This window comes from Pseudomonas sp. P106(2024), from assembly GCF_057480815.1.
This window is the reverse complement of the sequence record NZ_JBLIYU010000005.1, coordinates 1-14,853: the sequence shown is the minus strand read 5'-3', so window position 1 is coordinate 14,853 and position 14,853 is coordinate 1. Positions and strand designations below refer to the sequence as shown.

The following is a 14,853-nucleotide window of genomic DNA, read 5'->3' as shown; positions in this document are numbered from 1 at the left end:
AGCCACGGGCAAGACCACCGCCAGCGTTCCACGCGCTAATAACCCGTCGCCTTTCGACACTGCCTCCACAACGACGCGGCACTCAAGACCGCACACAACCAACGAGGATCGATCCATGCGTCTCACCCCACGTCGCACCGCAATGGCCACGGCCCTGGCCCTGCTGGTGCATGGCCAGGCCAGCCTGGCCTATGAGCTGTACGCCGACGATGACAGCCACCTGAATGCCGACTTGCTCGCGGTCTGGGGCATGTTCAATAGCCGCCACAACTACGATGGCACCCCCGGCGGCTCGACCTGGCGCGAAGGTTTCATCAAGTACGGCCTCAGCGGCGACCAGGGCCTGGGCGGCAACGGCTCGCTGTACGGTGCCCTCAACTGGGTCAGCTCCGGCGCCTGGGGCGACGGCGACGCCGGCGGCAACCAGGACGGCTCCGAACGCACCACCAAGATCGAGGACGCCTACCTGGGCTGGCGCTCAGGCGACCTGTTCCCGCTGCTGGGCAAGGATGGCGTGGACTTGTCCGGCGGCCGCCAGGTGATCCGCCTGGGCAGCGGTTTCCTGATCAACGACGACGGCCCCAACCTGGGCAAGGGCCCGGCCGATGGCCAGCTCAACCGCGGCGGCGGCTTCTACCTGGGCGCGCGCCACGCCTTCGACCGCACCGCGGTACTGCGTCTGGGCGGCAAGGAAGGGCTGCATGGCAGCGTGCTGTGGCTCAAGTCCGACAACCGTGCCCAAGCCGAAACAGAGCTGGCGGCCGGTACCCTGGACTACACCCATGACCTGGGCACCCTGGGCCTGACCTATATCCACGGCATCGACGTGGCCGACCAGTGGGCCAGCGAGTTCCAGAAGGGCCGCGAAGGCATGGATGTCTACAGCCTGCGCGGCGAAGGTGACGTCGGGCTGGAAAACACCCGCTTTGCCTTCGAGTATGCCTGGCAGGACACGCGCGGCGGCCGCGAGACCGCCTGGTACGCCGAGGCCAGCCATACCTTCGCCGAGGCCCCGTGGGCACCGCAGCTGACCTACCGCTACACCCGCTATTCGGCGGGCTGGGACCTGCTGTTCACCGGCCTGTCCAGCGGCTACGGCACCTGGATCCAGGGCGAGGTCGCCGGCAACTATGCCGGGCCGTTCAACACCAACAGCGGCATCCACCATGTGGGCCTGAAGGCCACGCCACGGGACGACCTCACGGTCGGCGCGCTGTTCTTCGACTTCGACACCGTGCGCAGCCGCGACACCCTGAAGCTGGATGCCCAGGAGCTGGACCTGTATGTGGAGTGGGCGGTCAACGAGCACCTGATCGTCACCCCGCTGCTGGGGCTGTTCAAGCCACGCAAGGATCAAAGCAATGGCGGCAACCAGGTGGGAAGCGGGACCAACGTTTACAGCCAGCTGACGGTGGCGGTGCCGTTCTGACGGGCAGTCCTTTCAAGGTGTACAACGTTGGTTTTGCAGCGCCTGCAAGATCGAGCGCCGCCCGCGCGGCGCATCGCGACGCAAGGCCGCTCCCACATCTGTTTCGGGCCAGTCAATCCTGTGCCATGACCTTGTCCGCCTTGTTGGTTCGACTCGGTTTCAGCGTGAGCCCCACTGCTGTCCCACTTGACTCAAGGCATGGGCCAAGGCAGATAACCATGGCCTGACAGGTGTGGGAGCGGCCTTGTGTCGCGAAAGGGCTGCGCAGCAGCCCCAGGATCCATCAGCCCAACAGAAGGCGCAGGTCTGCGCCCACTTCAGCCAACGGCGGGCACCAGTAGTACCCCCCCGTCAATGGCCGGCTGAAGCGGTACAGGCCATCGACCACGCCATCCTCGAGCCCACTCATGCGCCGCAGCTGTACCTCGAAGGCATCCAGCGAGAAGCCCAGGGCGACGAACGCCAGGCCTGCGCCACGCTCGTCGGTCCAGGCCACCGAGCGACGCACCATGAACGCCTCCGGCGCGAAGCTTTCCTGGGCGGTGCGCTTGACGTGGGCCGACTCGGGCGCGTCGTCGAGCTCTTCGTTGTCACTCAGGCGGCGACCGATGATGTTGTCCTGCTCAGCCTGGGGCAACGACTTGAAGTACTCCAGGTCGTGCTTCCACAGCTGGAACGCGGCGAAGCTGGAACCCGCCAGTCCAGGCTGATCGCCCGGTACGATGGCGGCGGTGACGGCGTCTTCGTCCACCGGGTTTTCGGTGCCGTCTTCGTAGCCGGTCAAGTCATGGCCGCCCCGGTGCAGGAAACCATCGACGCTGTCGACCAGGCGCAGCGCCGGAGCCAGCGCCTGCTGCAGGGCCTGGGCGCGCAGGAACAACTCGCCGCGCTCGGCGCCGCGCAGCCACAGCCACAGGGCGTGCTGGGTCGCCGGGTTCTCCACCACCGCATCCAGCTGTGGGAAACTGCGCAGGCCCGGCACTTCGCGGCCCAGGGCCTTGGCCAGCGGCGCGCCGATGCCCAGGATCAGGCGCTGCCCATCGACCTGCGGCAACAGCTGGTCGAGGACGGCGGGCAAGGCCTCGAGCGAATCGAGGGCGAAGAACAGGTGACGGGCATGGGCCGGCACCGGGGTGGCAAGCAGACCTGGCTGGAACGGCATGACAGGCGAATCCTCGGCAAAAGCGCGAATGCTACTGCGCCGGGCGATGCATCGCAACGCGACACAGGGCCGCTCGCCCCGGTAACAATCGGTTACCAAAGCGCGCCGTTTGCGATTAGCTATCGTTGCGCCACCCCCTACACTCCTCGGAATCCTTCGCCCGAGAGACCGCCCATGACCGCCTCCCCGCTGCTCACCGCCCTCCTGCCGCTGGCCCTGGGCATCATCATGCTCGGTCTGGGCCTGTCACTGACCCTGGCCGACTTCGCCCGGGTGGTGAAGTACCCCAAACCGGTGGTGATCGGCCTGGTCTGCCAGATCCTGCTGCTGCCGCTGGTGTGCTTCCTGATCGCCAACGGCTTCGGCCTCGAATCGGCACTGGCGGTCGGCCTGATGCTGCTGGCCGCCTCTCCGGGCGGCACCACCGCCAACCTGTTCAGCCACCTGGCCCATGGCGACGTGGCGCTGAACATCACCCTGACGGCGGTCAACTCGCTGATCGCCATCCTGACCATGCCGCTGCTGGTTAACCTGTCGCTGATCTGGTTCATGGAATCGGACCAGGCCATCCCGCTGCAGTTCGCCAAGGTCATGCAGGTGTTCGCCATCGTCCTGTTGCCGGTGGCGCTGGGCATGCTGATTCGCCACTGGACGCCGCGTTTCGCCGTGCGCATGGAAAAACCGATGAAGATCGTCGCGGCGCTGTTCCTGGCTTTCACCATCGTCCTGGCCCTGGCCAAGGACTGGCAGACCGTGGTCGAGTACGCGCCGATCGTCGGTGGCGCCGCGCTGCTGTTCAACCTGCTCAGCCTCGCGGTGGGCTACTGGGTGCCGCGCCTGCTGAGCATCCCGAAACGCCAGGCGATCGCCATCGGCATGGAAATCGGCATCCACAACGGCACCCTGGCGATTGCACTGGCCCTGAGCCCGACGCTGCTCAACAACGCGACCATGGCGGTGCCGGCAGCGATCTACAGCCTGATCATGTTCTTCACGGCGGCGGGGTTTGGCTGGTGGGTGAGTCGAGGGCATCGTCGCGAGGACGTCGCGGTCGAGACCGTCAATTGAAAACATCGCGGGGCAAGCCCGCTCCCACGAGTACCGTGGGAGCGGGCTTGCCCCGCGATAGGGCCATCAGCCCCGCCGCCGCTTCAGCTGTCGCTTCAGCACCCGCAAGGGCGGCGCGTAGAAGAACCCGAACGACACGCTGCCCTGGCGCCCCTTCACCGAATGGTGCAGGCGGTGCGCCCGGTACAGGCGCTTGAGATAGCGGTTGACCGGCTTTGGCGCGCGGGGCCAATGCCGGTGGAATAAGCCATCGTGGGCCAGCACATAGGCCACGCCATACCCCGCCACCCCGGCGCCGACCCACTGCAACGGCGCATGCCCGGCCTTGCCCAGGGCCACCAGCGCCGTGGCGATCAAGCCCAGGGCCAGCAGGTAGCAGTCGTTGGTCTCCAGCATGCCCAGCTGCGGCTCGTGGTGCGAGCGGTGCAGCCACCAGCCCCAGCCATGCATGACGTACTTGTGGGCCAGCGTGCCGACGCCCTCCATGGCCACCAGGGTACCGAACAGCACGGCGAGATTGAACAACATGGATCGGTCCGGGGGTTTGGCAACGAAAGGCGCAAGGGTACCATTGCCGCCAGGTCATTCGGAGGGATTTTCCATGAAGGATGTGCACACCGCGGCCAGCACCGGCTACACCCGCCAGTCGAGCAACTATGAGCAGGGCCGGCCTGATTACCCCAGCGCCTTGCAGGGCTGGCTGCGCGACACCCTGGGCATCGGCGCAGGTACCACGGTGCTCGACCTGGGCGCCGGCACCGGCAAGTTCACCCGCCTGCTCGCCGCGCTGGCGCCACGCCTGACTGCGGTGGAGCCGGTGGCTGCCATGCGCGAGCGATTCAGCGAGCGCCTCCCCGAGGTTCCCGTGCTCGAAGGCACTGCTCAGCACATCCCGCTGGCCGACGCCAGTCAGCAGGTGCTGGTCTGCGCCCAGGCTTTCCACTGGTTCGCCGATGCCGACGCCCTGCACGAGATGCACCGGGTGCTGGCGCCGGGCGGGCGCCTGGGGCTGATCTGGAACGTACGCGACGAAACGGTCGACTGGGTGGCGCGGATCACCGAGATCATCACCCCCTACGAGGGCAACACCCCGCGTTTCCATACGGGTCGCTGGCGCGACGCCTTTGCGGGCAGCCGCTTCAGCGCGCCGCAACTGACCACCCTGCCCCACGTCCATGAAGGCAGTCCGCAAACGGTGATCCTCGAGCGCCTGCGCTCGGTCAGCTTCATCGCCGCCCTGCCCCAGGCCGCGCAGGACAGGGTCATGGCCCGGTTGCAAGACCTGATCGACAACCACCCGGCGCTCAAGGGCCGTGAGCGTGTCGCCTTCCCGTACCGGACCCAGGCCTACGTCTGCCGGCGCCTGGCGTAACGCAATTGTCATGATTCACGCCTTGACCCTGCGCGGGTCAAGGCGTAAGGTCCGCCGCGCATTCAAGCATCCCCCACACAGGAGTCCCCTGCATTGGACAGTAGCCCCAGTCGATTGCGACAGGCCCACACGGCGAGCTAGTCCGGCAGCGTTCCTGCTACTGTCTCGCCGCACACGGTAGACGGTGGTTCCCTTCAGCCCTGCGGGGCTGAACATTCCTCCTTCCTTTCCTGCCCTGCCACCTGGCTAGGCGCGTGGCCCTGCGCATTCCTCGCTTTCATTCGCGTCGTCTGCGGTCGGCGCTCGTGCGGGCCATTGCCCGCGGAACGGAGTTCGCTATGGATTGGAAAATCTTTCTGCTGCGCGTCAGCGTAGCCCTGCTGCTCGGCGCCCTGATCGGTGCCGAGCGTCAACTGCGCCAGCGTCTGACGGGCCTGCGCACCAACGCCCTGGTCAGCACCGGCGCCTGCTTGTTCGTGCTGATGACCCAAGCCGTGCCGGGCATGGCGCCCACCGATGCCTCGCGCATCGCCGCCTATGTCGTATCGGGCATCGGCTTTCTCGGCGGTGGCGTGATCATGCGCGACGGCTTCAACGTGCGCGGCCTGAACACCGCCGCCACCCTCTGGTGCACCGCCGCGGTCGGCGTGCTGTGCAGCCTCGGCCTGCTGCTGGAGGCGTCGTTGGGCAGCCTGGTGGTGCTGTGCGCCAACATCCTGCTGCGCGACCTCGCCCAGCGCCTGGACCGCCAGGACGTGGTGTCGGCCAGCGAGGTCGAGCAGCGCTACGAGGTGCGCATCGTCTGCCGCGCCGAGGACGAGATCCAAGTGCGCAGCCTGATGCTGCACAGCCTCAGCGACCCAGGCCTGCGCCTGCAGTCACTGCACAGCGAGGACCTGCCCGACCCGGCACGCCTGGAAGTGCGCGCCGAACTGCTCGGCACACCGCAGGCGCCGACCCAGCTGGAGCGTCTGGTCGGGCGGGTGAGCCTGGAGAAAGGTGTCAGCGCCGTGCGCTGGCAGCTGCAGGCCCAGGGTCTGCCCACTGACTAAACGTCGTCACGCACGTGCCGTTCGCGCAGTTCCTGGCGCTCCTTGGCCTCGACGCACAGGGTCGCGGTGGGCCGCAGTAGCAGGCGGCGCAGGCCGATCGGTTCACCGGTTTCCTCGCACCAGCCATAATCGCCACGGGCCAGGCGCTCCAGCGCCTGGTCGATCTTGTCCAGCAGCTTCTTCTCCCGCTCCAGCGAGCGCAGTTGCCAGTGACGTTCCTCCTCGGCGCTGCCGATGTCGGCGGGGTCGCTGTGCACTTCCTGTTCGCGCAGGGCGCGGAACTCCTGCTCGATGCGCGTCTGCAGCTCGCCGCGCTGGGTCAGCAGCAGGTTGCGGAAGAACTGGCGCTGGGGTTCGTTCATGTAAGCAGTGGCGGGTTGTTGCAGCAGTTGCTCTTCAGTCATGGGGGTCACTCCGGGACACTGGGGGCGCCTTGCGGCCTTTTCGCGGCATGGGGCCGTTTCTACGGGATCTGGGGGATTCAGCGGTCGAACATCAAGGGCAAGCCCTGGCATTGGTCACGTACCCGCCCCTGGTGCCAGGCCAACTGTCCGGACACCACCGTGCTGCGCACCACATGGTGGAAGGCGCGCTGCTGGAACGGCGTCCAGCCGCAGTGCGCCAGGATCGGATCGTCAGCGACGGCCCGTGGGCTGGCCAGGCGCTCGACGATGGCGAAGTCCGCCCAATACCCCTCGCGCAGGAAGCCGCGTTCGCGAATGGCGAACAGTTCGGCCACCGCGTGGCTGGTCTTGTTCACCACCTGGGCCATGCTCAGCAGCCCCTCGCTGACCAGCTCCAGCGCCGCCGGCAAGGCATGCTGCACCAGCGGCAGCCCCGATGGCGCGCGGGTATACACGCGGCGCTTTTCCTCCAAAGTGTGCGGCGCATGGTCGGTGCCGATCACATCGATGCGGTCGCGGGCCAGGGCCTTGCGCAGGGCATCGCGGTCGGTACCGGTCTTGATCGCCGGGTTGCACTTGATCAGGTGACCGAGGCTGGCGTAGTCGCTGTCGTCGAACAGCAGGTGGTGCAGGCACACCTCGGCGGTGATGTGCTTGCCGCTCACCGGGCCCGGCGTGAACAGCGCCAGCTCGCGCACCGTGCTCAGGTGCAGCACGTGCAGGCGCGTGCCGAAGCGCCGGGCCAGCTCCACCGCCAGGCTCGAGGAGCGGTAGCAGGCGTCGGCGTCGCGGATCAGCGGGTGTGCGGCGGGGGGAATGAACTCACCATGGCGGGCCCGCCACCAGCCCTCGTTCTCGAGGATGCTCGGAGTGTGCTCGCAGTGGGCCAGGACGAGGGTCGGCGCATAGACGAAGAGCTTTTCCAGTACCTGCGGGTCGTCCACCAGCATGTCGCCCGTGGAGGCGCCCATGAACACCTTGATCCCGGCCACTTCGCGCGGATCGAGGGCAGCGATGGTGTCCAGGTTGTCGCGGCTCACGCCGAAATGGAAGCCGTAGTTGGCCCGCGAACTCGCCGCCGCCCGCCGCTTCTTGTCGGCCAGCGCGTCCAAGGTCAGGGTCGGCGGGTTGGTGTTGGGCATGTCCATGTAGCTGGTGATGCCCCCGGCCACCGCCGCCCGCGACTCGCTGGCGATGCTGCCCTTGTGCGGCGCCCCCGGCTCGCGAAAATGCACTTGGTCGTCGATCATCCCCGGCAACAGCCAGGCGCCCTTGGCATCGATCTCCAGCGTCGCCCGGGCATTGTCGAGGCTGCCGGCGATCCGCTCGATGCGCCCGTGGCGCACCAGCAGGTCGCCTTCGAACTCGCGCCCTTCATTGACCAGCCGTGCGTTGCGCACCAGCAATGTGTCCATGTTCAGAACTCGTTCTGCAGAGCCTTGTAGCCCTGGACCAGGTCGATGTTGGTGCGCGCCACGTCCTCGGAGAACTCCGAGGCCGACACGCTGACCGGCGGGTAACGCTCCAGGTCGGTGTGCGGGCCGATGTGCTCGGTGGGCGGCACATAGAAGCGCTGCGGCAGGTCGCGGCCATCGACCACCGAGTTGTGCCGCACCACGCTGCCGTCGCCGACCTTGCAGTTGAACAGCACGCTGTTGAAGCCGATGAACACCCGGTCACCGACCTCGCACGGGCCATGCACGATGGAGCGGTGGGCGATCGAGCTGTACTGGCCGATGCGCACCGCCGCGCCGGACTTGGAGTGGATCACCACGCCGTCCTGGATATTGGAGTTGGCGCCGATGACGATCGGCTGCATGTCGCCGCTGCCATCCACCTCGTCGGCGCGGATCACCGCGTAGGGGCCGACGAACACGTTGTCATGGATGATCACCTTGCCGCAAATGATGGCGGTGTGGTCGATATAGGCCGACTCAGCAATTTGCGGGAGATGGCCGGAGGGGTTTCTGCGAATCACGGTAAGGGCCCTGCAAGGAAGGAAGATCTAAATGTTACGTTATAACATTCACAATGCAACACCTCCTCACTCCGATCTGGCAAACTCCGCCTACCTGCGTGACAACGCGCGGGCGCATTATCGCACCTACAGGTCCTGATCCCCCATGCGTATCCGCCCCACCCTCGTTAGCGACATCCCCCTGCTTCCCGCCCTGGAACACTCCGCGGCCCAGGCTTTCCGGCAATTGCCGCACCTGACCTGGCTGGCCGACAGCGATGTGCTGAGCGAAGCCGAACACCTGGCGTTCGTCACCGAGGGCGGCAGCTGGGTTGCCGTGGATGATCAGGACCGGCCGCTGGGTTTTCTCTGCGCCAGCGCCACAGGCGACGCCCTGCACATTCACGAGTTGTCGGTCCGCCAGGAAGCCCAGGGCCAGGGCCTAGGGCGTGGACTGCTGGACCAGGCGCGGGCGGCCGCGCGCCTGGGTGGCTTGCCCTGGCTGACCCTGACCACCTTCGACGATGTCCCCTGGAATGCCCCGTTCTACGCCCGCTATGGCTTCGAGCGCATCCCAGCGTCGCAGGTCGATACACGGCTGCAAGGCATCCTCGCCGGCGAACTGGCGCATGGCCTGGGCAACCGCTGCGCCATGCGCCTGTCGCTCGGCGTTTGAGCGATGTTTTCATCCAACCGGCCATTGACGTAGAGTCGGGTCACCCGCGGTAATGGACAACCCGATGGACAAGTACGCCCCCCGCCAGTGGCTCCCCCACGAGAAGCCCAGCCTGCCCGGCTCGCCCTCGACGCCGCTGCACGCCCCGACAAAGCGCCTGGCCTACGGCTTGGTCGGCCTGCTGGTGGCCATCACCGGCGGTCTGGGCAACGCCCTGGTGGTTGCCAACCTGCCGTTCCTGCAGGGTGCGCTGGGGGCCACCAGCGCTGAAATGGCCTGGTTGCCGGCCGCCTTCGTGATGACCAACGTGTCGATGAACCTGCTGCTGGTGAAGTTCCGCCAGGAGTTCGGCCTGCGCGCGTTCACCGAGGTGTTCCTGATGCTTTATGCCCTGGTCACCCTCGCCCACCTGTTCGTCAACGACCTCAACTCGGCCATCGCCGTGCGCGCCGCTCATGGCATGGTCGGCGCAGCGCTGAATTCGCTGGGCCTGTACTACATGATCCAGGCCTTCCCCGCGCAGTGGCGGCTCAAGGCGATGGTCCTGGGTTTGGGCGCCTCGCAGCTGGCGGTGCCACTGGCCCGGGTATTCTCCGAAGACCTGCTGCAGATCGCCGAGTGGCGCGGACTGTACCTGTTCGAGCTGGGCCTGGCCCTGACCGCGCTGGGCTGCGTGCTGCTGCTCAAACTGCCCCCCGGTGATCGCTTCAAGACCTTCGAACCCCTGGATTTCCTCACCTTCACCCTGATGGCCAGCGGCACCGCCCTGCTCTGCGCGGCGCTGTCGCTGGGACGCATCGACTGGTGGCTGGACGCGCCGTGGATCGGCGTCGCCCTGGCCGCCGCCATCGCCCTGATCCTCTCCGGCCTGGCCATCGAGCACAACCGCAGCAACCCGTTGCTGATGACCCGCTGGCTGGGCAGCGGCGCGATCATCCGCCTGGCCCTGTGCGTGGTCCTGATCCGCATGGTGATCTCCGAGCAGTCCACCGGCGCCGTGGGGTTTCTCCAGGCGCTGAACATGGGCAACGAGCAGATGCGCGCGCTGTACGCGGTGATGCTGTTGGGCGCGGTCACCGGGCTGGCCACCAGCGCCCTGACCATCACCCCCCAGCACCTGGTGCTACCGCTGTTCATCTCCCTGGCCGCCATGGCCACCGGCGCCTTCATGGACAGCACCTCGAGCAACCTGACCCGTCCGGCGCAGATGTACCTCAGCCAGTTCCTGCTGGCCTTCGGCAGCACCTTCTTCGTCGGCCCGTCGATGGCGCTGGGCATCGGCCATGTGCGCGCCAACCCGCGCAACCTGGTGAGCTTCTCGGTGCTGTTCGGTATCTGCAACAACCTCGGCGGACTGATTGGCTCGGCGTTGCTGGGCACCTTCCAGACCGTGCGCGAGAAGTTTCATTCCAGCCAGTTGATGGACCGCCTGAGCGCCCTGGAACCCCTGGTCAGCGCCCGCGTGCAGGGCGGTGGCGCCGGTTACGCCGGGGTATTGGCCGACCCGGCGCTGCGCAACGAGGCCGGCATGCGCCTGCTGGCCAACGCCGCGACCCGGGAGGCCAACGTGCTGGCCTACAACGATGTGTTCATGCTGATCGGTACCATCGCTATCCTGACCATGATCTGGATCTTCATTCGCAGCCTGTACCTGCGCTACAGCCACTCCACCAGCGGTGCTTCAAGCCGATGACCCAAGAGACGCCAACGACCACCACCACCGCCCTCGCCGAAACCCCGGAAGGCACGCCGCCGCCCAGCGAACCGACCAGCCCGGCGCGCACCCGGCGGGTGCGCCTGCTGTCGTCGCTGAGCTTCGCCGCCGTGGCCCTGGCCGGTATCCTGCTGGTGCTCTACGCCTGGCGCCTGCCACCGTTCAGCAGCGCCATCGAGAGCACCGAGAACGCCCTGGTGCGCGGCCAGGTGACGATCATCGGGCCACAGCTGGGCGGCTATATCGTCGAGGTGCCGGTGCACGACTTCCAGTTCGTCAAGCAGGGCGACCTTCTGGTACGCCTGGACGACCGCATCTACACCCAGCGCCTGGCCCAGTCCATCGCCCAGCTCAAACAGCAGGAAGCGGCGCTGGCCAACAACCTGCAGCAACGCAACAGCGCCGAGGCCGGCATCGCCCAGCGCCAGGCCGCGATCAGCGACGCGGCAGCCCAGGCCGACAAGGCCAAGGCCGACCTGCAGCGCAACCAGGCGCTGGTCAGCGATGGCTCGGTGTCACGCCGCGAACTGGACCTGAGCCGCGCCAGCCATGCCGCCGCCGTCGCCAGCCTGGCCCAGGCCAGGGCCGCGCTGGAAATCGCCCGCCAGGATCGCGAGACGGTGATCGTCAACCGCGCTGCGCTGCAGGCTTCGGTGGAGAATGCCAAGGCCGCCGTGGAGCTGGCCCGCATCGACCTGGACAACACTCGGGTCAAGGCGCCGCGCGACGGCCAGTTGGGGCAGATCGGCACCCGCCTGGGCGCCTACGTCAACCCCGGCGCGCAGTTGATGGCGCTGGTGCCGGACACCTTGTGGGTGATCGCCAACCTGAAGGAAACGCAGATGGCCAACGTACGCATCGGCCAGCCCGCCACCTTCACCGTCGATGCGCTCAACCACCTGAAGCTGCGCGGCCATGTGCAGCAGATCTCGCCGGCCACCGGTTCCGAATTCGCCCTGCTGCAGGCCGACAACGCCACCGGCAACTTCGTCAAGATCGCCCAGCGCATCCCGGTGCGGATCACCGTTGATGACGATCAGCCCGAGGCCAGGCAACTGCGGCCGGGGATGTCGGTGGTGGTGAGCATCGATACCCGCCAGGCGCAGTGATCGGCGGCATCAGAACCGCTCCGCCACCATCTTGAACGGATAAGGCCGCGCCTTGTACTTGCCGATCTTGCCGCGCTTGGGCAGCGACACCTTGTGCTCTTGGCTGAGGTCCTTGTAAGGGATCTGCTGCAACAGGTGGCTGATGATGTTCAGCCGCGCCTTGCGCTTGTCCTCCGAGCGCGCCAGGTACCACGGTGCCCAGGATGAGTCGGAAGCGGCGAACATGTCATCGCGGGCACGGGTGTAGTCGTCCCAGCGGTTGTAGGACTTGACGTCCATCGGCGACAGCTTCCACAGTTTGCGACCGTCGCTGATGCGGTCCTGCAGGCGGCGGGTCTGTTCCTCGGCGCTGACTTCGAGCCAGTACTTGATGAGGATGATCCCCGACTCGACCATCATCCGCTCGAACATCGGCACCACGGTGAGGAACTTGTGGGCCTGCTCGTCGCTGCAAAAGCCCATCACCCGTTCCACCCCAGCGCGGTTGTACCAGCTGCGGTCGAAGATCACCACCTCGCCCGCCGCCGGCAGGTGGGTCAGGTAGCGCTGCGCGTACATCTGGGTCTTCTCGCGCTCGGTGGGCGCCGGCAGCGCCACCACGCGGAACACTCGCGGGCTCACGCGTTCGGTGATGGCCTTGATGGTGCCGCCCTTGCCGGCGCCGTCACGGCCCTCGAAGACGATGCACACCTTCAGGCCCTTCTCCACCACCCACTGCTGGAGCTTGACCAGCTCGACGTGCAGCCGCCGTAGCTGCGCCTCGTAGGTCTTGCGTCCGAGTTTCTCCGTGGCGTCACCCTTGCGTTTCTTCCCCTCGCCCTTGGCCATCGGCGGCTCCTCTGTGCTCGTTGCAGGTCTGTCCGTTGACGGCTGCCCGAAGGTGCCGGAGCGGACCCGAGGAGTATGGATGAGCATCGGCATTTTGCCGGAACTGGCGCAACGCGGGCGTTGCCAAACAGCGCACAGCGCCGAGGATATGTCGTCTTGCCATGATTGCGGGGGCTCTGGCCCGCGGGTTCTAATCCTGTACCAGCCGGCCTGGCCGGCGCGCAACCCTGCAACTGGCAACTCAAGGAAGCCTTACAATGGACAGGAAGATCATACCGCTGGCACTGCTGGCGACCCTGGTCGGCTGCTCGGACGGCCAACAGCCCGACGAAGCCGAGCTGCGCCAGGCCGCCCAGGCCTACCTCGACACCCGGTACCCGCACTGTTTCGTGATCAGTGCCTTCCCCACCCGCACCCGTGACTTCGATGTGGAGGGCACCAACAAGGCCTTGCACGCCCTGGCCCGGGTCGGGGTGGTCAGCGAGCGGGAAGTCGCCCGTACGGAGGTGCCGGAGCGCCTGTGGCAACCAGCGCGCACTGACATCTACTACGCCTATGACCTGACCGACGAGGGCCGGCGTTACTACAAGGCCGACGCCCGGCCCAGGGCGAACGGCGCCAGCACCGGCGGGCTGTGCTTCGGCAAGGCCCGAGTCACCGCCGTCAAGGGTTTCAGCGCACCTGTCGAGCACAATGGCCGACGGCAGTCCCAGGTGACCTACAGCTACCAGGTCACCGAGCTGCCGGTATGGGCCAGTGACGCGGCGGTCCAGGCCAACATCGCCGGGCTTGGGCTGGCGGCGGGCAGCTCGGCCAAACCGCTGGAGGAAACCCGATCCATGGTGCTCACGGCTCAGGGGTGGGTGCACGAGCAGTTGCTGGCCAACTGAACGGGGTGTGTTAATCCTGGGAAAATCCGTGGCCTCCATTCTTGCCTCGATCCGGCTGCCAGGGTGGCCGGTTTCAAGGTCAATCAATGGAGGTTTTCCGGTGAACAAATCCTTAGCATCTGTGCTCGCACTTTTAGTAATGATCTCGGCGGGTTCGGCTTTTGCGGAAGGTGGTGCTGATCGCCTCAAGGAACGGAGCGATCAGTGGGCGCTGCAGCGGCAGCAGGCTGAGCAGGTTGCCCAGGGGGGCGTGCCCTTGTCGGATCAGTCGCGGGGTGGGCAGCAGCAGGGGGTTGGGAGTGACGATAAGCCTTCCAGTTGATTAGGTTCGGGTTCGGGGAGATTGTTTTGATTTTTGTATGCGCATTCGTAGGTGATGTCGACATTTAGTCACCTTTTCGCCTTTACGGCGACCTACTTTTCTCTAGGGAAAAGTAGGCAAAACCGTTCCGCTCCGTTCATCCGGCCCTGCGCTACGCTCCGGGGTTCCCTCGCTCCGTTCTTGCTCCCGGGAGGACCGCGCTGAACGCCCCATCCTGGGGCGCAGCGCTTGACGGCCATCCATGGCCGTCACCTCCCTTCGCAAGAACTCCGCTCGGCCTCCTGAAGTCGCAATTGGTGGCGCCTGAACTACCGCGCGCTTAGAAGCAAGAGCAAGAGCAAGAGCAAGAGCAAGAGCAAGAGCAAGAGCAAGAAGCGCGAAGTTAGTTGTTTTACTATTAGTTATGTATTGACTGTTCCGGCCCTTTCGCGGGTCAAGCCCGCTCCTACAGGGTTATATTTAACGACGACTATTGCGTGGGAGCGGGCTTGCCCCGCGAAACGATCGAAAGATTAATAAATCTCCAACTAGCGACAGCTGCGCCAGTTCAGGCGCCGCCCGTAACTTCGCGACTTCAGGAGGCCGAACGCAGGACTTGCGCAGGGAGGTGACGGGCATGGATGCCCGTCAAGCGCTGGGGCCCAGGATGGGCCCTGCAGCGCGGTCCTCCCGGGAGCAAGTCCGGAGTGAGGGAACCCGGAGCGAAGCGCAGGGCCGGATGAATGGAGCGCAACGGCTTTGGTTACTTTGGCCGCGGACGGCGAGTTAAGACCAATCTATGGTCACCCCATTTTTTGCAATACTGTTCATCAGATGGAATGGATGGCTTGCTTCAATCTATCCGGCGTCTATTGGGCTCGCATCCCGCGC

At 66.2% G+C, this 14,853-nt stretch carries 14 protein-coding genes; 8 read left to right on the top strand and 6 right to left on the bottom strand.

All coding sequences use genetic code 11. The features are described 5' to 3' along the window. Positions 1-115 precede the first annotated feature (115 nt). The gene (locus AC25M7_RS10465) at positions 116-1,429 is read left to right on the top strand and encodes an alginate export family protein (RefSeq protein WP_486971008.1); all 1,314 of its coding nucleotides are present in this window, start codon (positions 116-118) and stop codon (positions 1,427-1,429) included. Positions 1,430-1,712: 283 nt separating this feature from the next. Here AC25M7_RS10465 and AC25M7_RS10460 read toward each other — a convergent pair whose 3' ends face one another. Beyond that, positions 1,713-2,591 carry a Dyp-type peroxidase gene (locus tag AC25M7_RS10460; protein ID WP_062362189.1) on the bottom strand — a complete coding sequence of 293 codons (879 nt, stop codon included), beginning with the start codon at positions 2,589-2,591 and terminating at the stop codon, positions 1,713-1,715. Positions 2,592-2,765: 174 nt separating this feature from the next. Here AC25M7_RS10460 and AC25M7_RS10455 point away from each other — a divergent pair, with 174 nt between their 5' ends. Then, positions 2,766-3,659, top strand: a complete 894-nt coding sequence (locus AC25M7_RS10455) for a bile acid:sodium symporter family protein (RefSeq protein WP_213883294.1) — start codon at positions 2,766-2,768, stop codon at positions 3,657-3,659. A gap of 66 nt (positions 3,660-3,725) precedes the next feature. Here the strand turns inward: AC25M7_RS10455 and AC25M7_RS10450 are convergent, their stop codons facing one another. After that, on the bottom strand, positions 3,726-4,187 hold the full coding sequence (locus tag AC25M7_RS10450) for a sterol desaturase family protein (protein WP_213884157.1): 462 nt from the start codon (positions 4,185-4,187) through the stop codon (positions 3,726-3,728). A 73-nt stretch (positions 4,188-4,260) separates the two neighbouring features. Here AC25M7_RS10450 and AC25M7_RS10445 point away from each other — a divergent pair, with 73 nt between their 5' ends. Beyond that, on the top strand, positions 4,261-5,031 hold the full coding sequence (locus AC25M7_RS10445) for a class I SAM-dependent methyltransferase (RefSeq protein WP_486971007.1): 771 nt from the start codon (positions 4,261-4,263) through the stop codon (positions 5,029-5,031). 338 nt (positions 5,032-5,369) lie between these two features. Continuing rightward, positions 5,370-6,083 carry an MgtC/SapB family protein gene (locus tag AC25M7_RS10440; protein ID WP_062362182.1) on the top strand — a complete coding sequence of 238 codons (714 nt, stop codon included), beginning with the start codon at positions 5,370-5,372 and terminating at the stop codon, positions 6,081-6,083. On the opposite strand, the gene dksA is transcribed toward AC25M7_RS10440, so the two are convergent. The 3 genes from dksA to AC25M7_RS10425 form a co-directional block, all read right to left on the bottom strand. Continuing rightward, positions 6,080-6,487: an RNA polymerase-binding protein DksA gene (gene dksA, locus AC25M7_RS10435; RefSeq protein WP_028688769.1), complete on the bottom strand. Its 408-nt coding sequence runs from the start codon at positions 6,485-6,487 to the stop codon at positions 6,080-6,082. The two genes, AC25M7_RS10440 and dksA, sit on opposite strands and share 4 nt — an antisense overlap. A gap of 77 nt (positions 6,488-6,564) precedes the next feature. Then, positions 6,565-7,902, bottom strand: a complete 1,338-nt coding sequence (locus tag AC25M7_RS10430; RefSeq protein ID WP_028688768.1) for a dihydroorotase — start codon at positions 7,900-7,902, stop codon at positions 6,565-6,567. 2 nt (positions 7,903-7,904) lie between these two features. After that, on the bottom strand, positions 7,905-8,465 hold the full coding sequence (locus tag AC25M7_RS10425; RefSeq protein ID WP_486971006.1) for a gamma carbonic anhydrase family protein: 561 nt from the start codon (positions 8,463-8,465) through the stop codon (positions 7,905-7,907). Positions 8,466-8,610: 145 nt separating this feature from the next. Between AC25M7_RS10425 and AC25M7_RS10420 the strand changes: the two genes are divergently transcribed. The 3 genes from AC25M7_RS10420 (at position 8,611) to AC25M7_RS10410 (ending at position 11,943) form a co-directional block, all read left to right on the top strand. Further along, entirely contained in the window at positions 8,611-9,120 is a 510-nt protein-coding gene (locus AC25M7_RS10420) for a GNAT family N-acetyltransferase (protein WP_182324645.1), read from the top strand. A 64-nt stretch (positions 9,121-9,184) separates the two neighbouring features. After that, a complete protein-coding gene (locus AC25M7_RS10415; RefSeq protein WP_062362172.1) occupies positions 9,185-10,813 on the top strand; it encodes an MFS transporter in 1,629 nt (542 codons plus the stop codon). Next, positions 10,810-11,943: an HlyD family secretion protein gene (locus tag AC25M7_RS10410; protein WP_028688764.1), complete on the top strand. Its 1,134-nt coding sequence runs from the start codon at positions 10,810-10,812 to the stop codon at positions 11,941-11,943. The genes AC25M7_RS10415 and AC25M7_RS10410 overlap by 4 nt, the downstream gene beginning before the upstream one ends. A gap of 9 nt (positions 11,944-11,952) precedes the next feature. On the opposite strand, the gene ppk2 is transcribed toward AC25M7_RS10410, so the two are convergent. Then, the gene (gene ppk2, locus AC25M7_RS10405) at positions 11,953-12,771 is read right to left on the bottom strand and encodes a polyphosphate kinase 2 (RefSeq protein WP_486971005.1); all 819 of its coding nucleotides are present in this window, start codon (positions 12,769-12,771) and stop codon (positions 11,953-11,955) included. Between the two features lie 257 nt (positions 12,772-13,028). Here ppk2 and AC25M7_RS10400 point away from each other — a divergent pair, with 257 nt between their 5' ends. Continuing rightward, the gene (locus tag AC25M7_RS10400) at positions 13,029-13,661 is read left to right on the top strand and encodes a hypothetical protein (protein ID WP_028688762.1); all 633 of its coding nucleotides are present in this window, start codon (positions 13,029-13,031) and stop codon (positions 13,659-13,661) included. Positions 13,662-14,853 lie beyond the last annotated feature (1,192 nt).

Coding starts and splice junctions, on each gene's coding strand:
- AC25M7_RS10400 (WP_028688762.1), top strand. CDS start 13,029: ATGGACAGGAAGATCATACCGCTGGCACTGCTGGCGACCCTGGTCGGC.
- AC25M7_RS10460 (WP_062362189.1), bottom strand. CDS start 2,591: ATGCCGTTCCAGCCAGGTCTGCTTGCCACCCCGGTGCCGGCCCATGCC.
- AC25M7_RS10465 (WP_486971008.1), top strand. CDS start 116: ATGCGTCTCACCCCACGTCGCACCGCAATGGCCACGGCCCTGGCCCTG.
- AC25M7_RS10440 (WP_062362182.1), top strand. CDS start 5,370: ATGGATTGGAAAATCTTTCTGCTGCGCGTCAGCGTAGCCCTGCTGCTC.
- AC25M7_RS10445 (WP_486971007.1), top strand. CDS start 4,261: ATGAAGGATGTGCACACCGCGGCCAGCACCGGCTACACCCGCCAGTCG.
- AC25M7_RS10450 (WP_213884157.1), bottom strand. CDS start 4,187: ATGTTGTTCAATCTCGCCGTGCTGTTCGGTACCCTGGTGGCCATGGAG.
- AC25M7_RS10420 (WP_182324645.1), top strand. CDS start 8,611: ATGCGTATCCGCCCCACCCTCGTTAGCGACATCCCCCTGCTTCCCGCC.
- AC25M7_RS10415 (WP_062362172.1), top strand. CDS start 9,185: ATGGACAAGTACGCCCCCCGCCAGTGGCTCCCCCACGAGAAGCCCAGC.
- ppk2 (WP_486971005.1), bottom strand. CDS start 12,771: ATGGCCAAGGGCGAGGGGAAGAAACGCAAGGGTGACGCCACGGAGAAA.
- dksA (WP_028688769.1), bottom strand. CDS start 6,487: ATGACTGAAGAGCAACTGCTGCAACAACCCGCCACTGCTTACATGAAC.
- AC25M7_RS10410 (WP_028688764.1), top strand. CDS start 10,810: ATGACCCAAGAGACGCCAACGACCACCACCACCGCCCTCGCCGAAACC.
- AC25M7_RS10430 (WP_028688768.1), bottom strand. CDS start 7,902: ATGGACACATTGCTGGTGCGCAACGCACGGCTGGTCAATGAAGGGCGC.
- AC25M7_RS10455 (WP_213883294.1), top strand. CDS start 2,766: ATGACCGCCTCCCCGCTGCTCACCGCCCTCCTGCCGCTGGCCCTGGGC.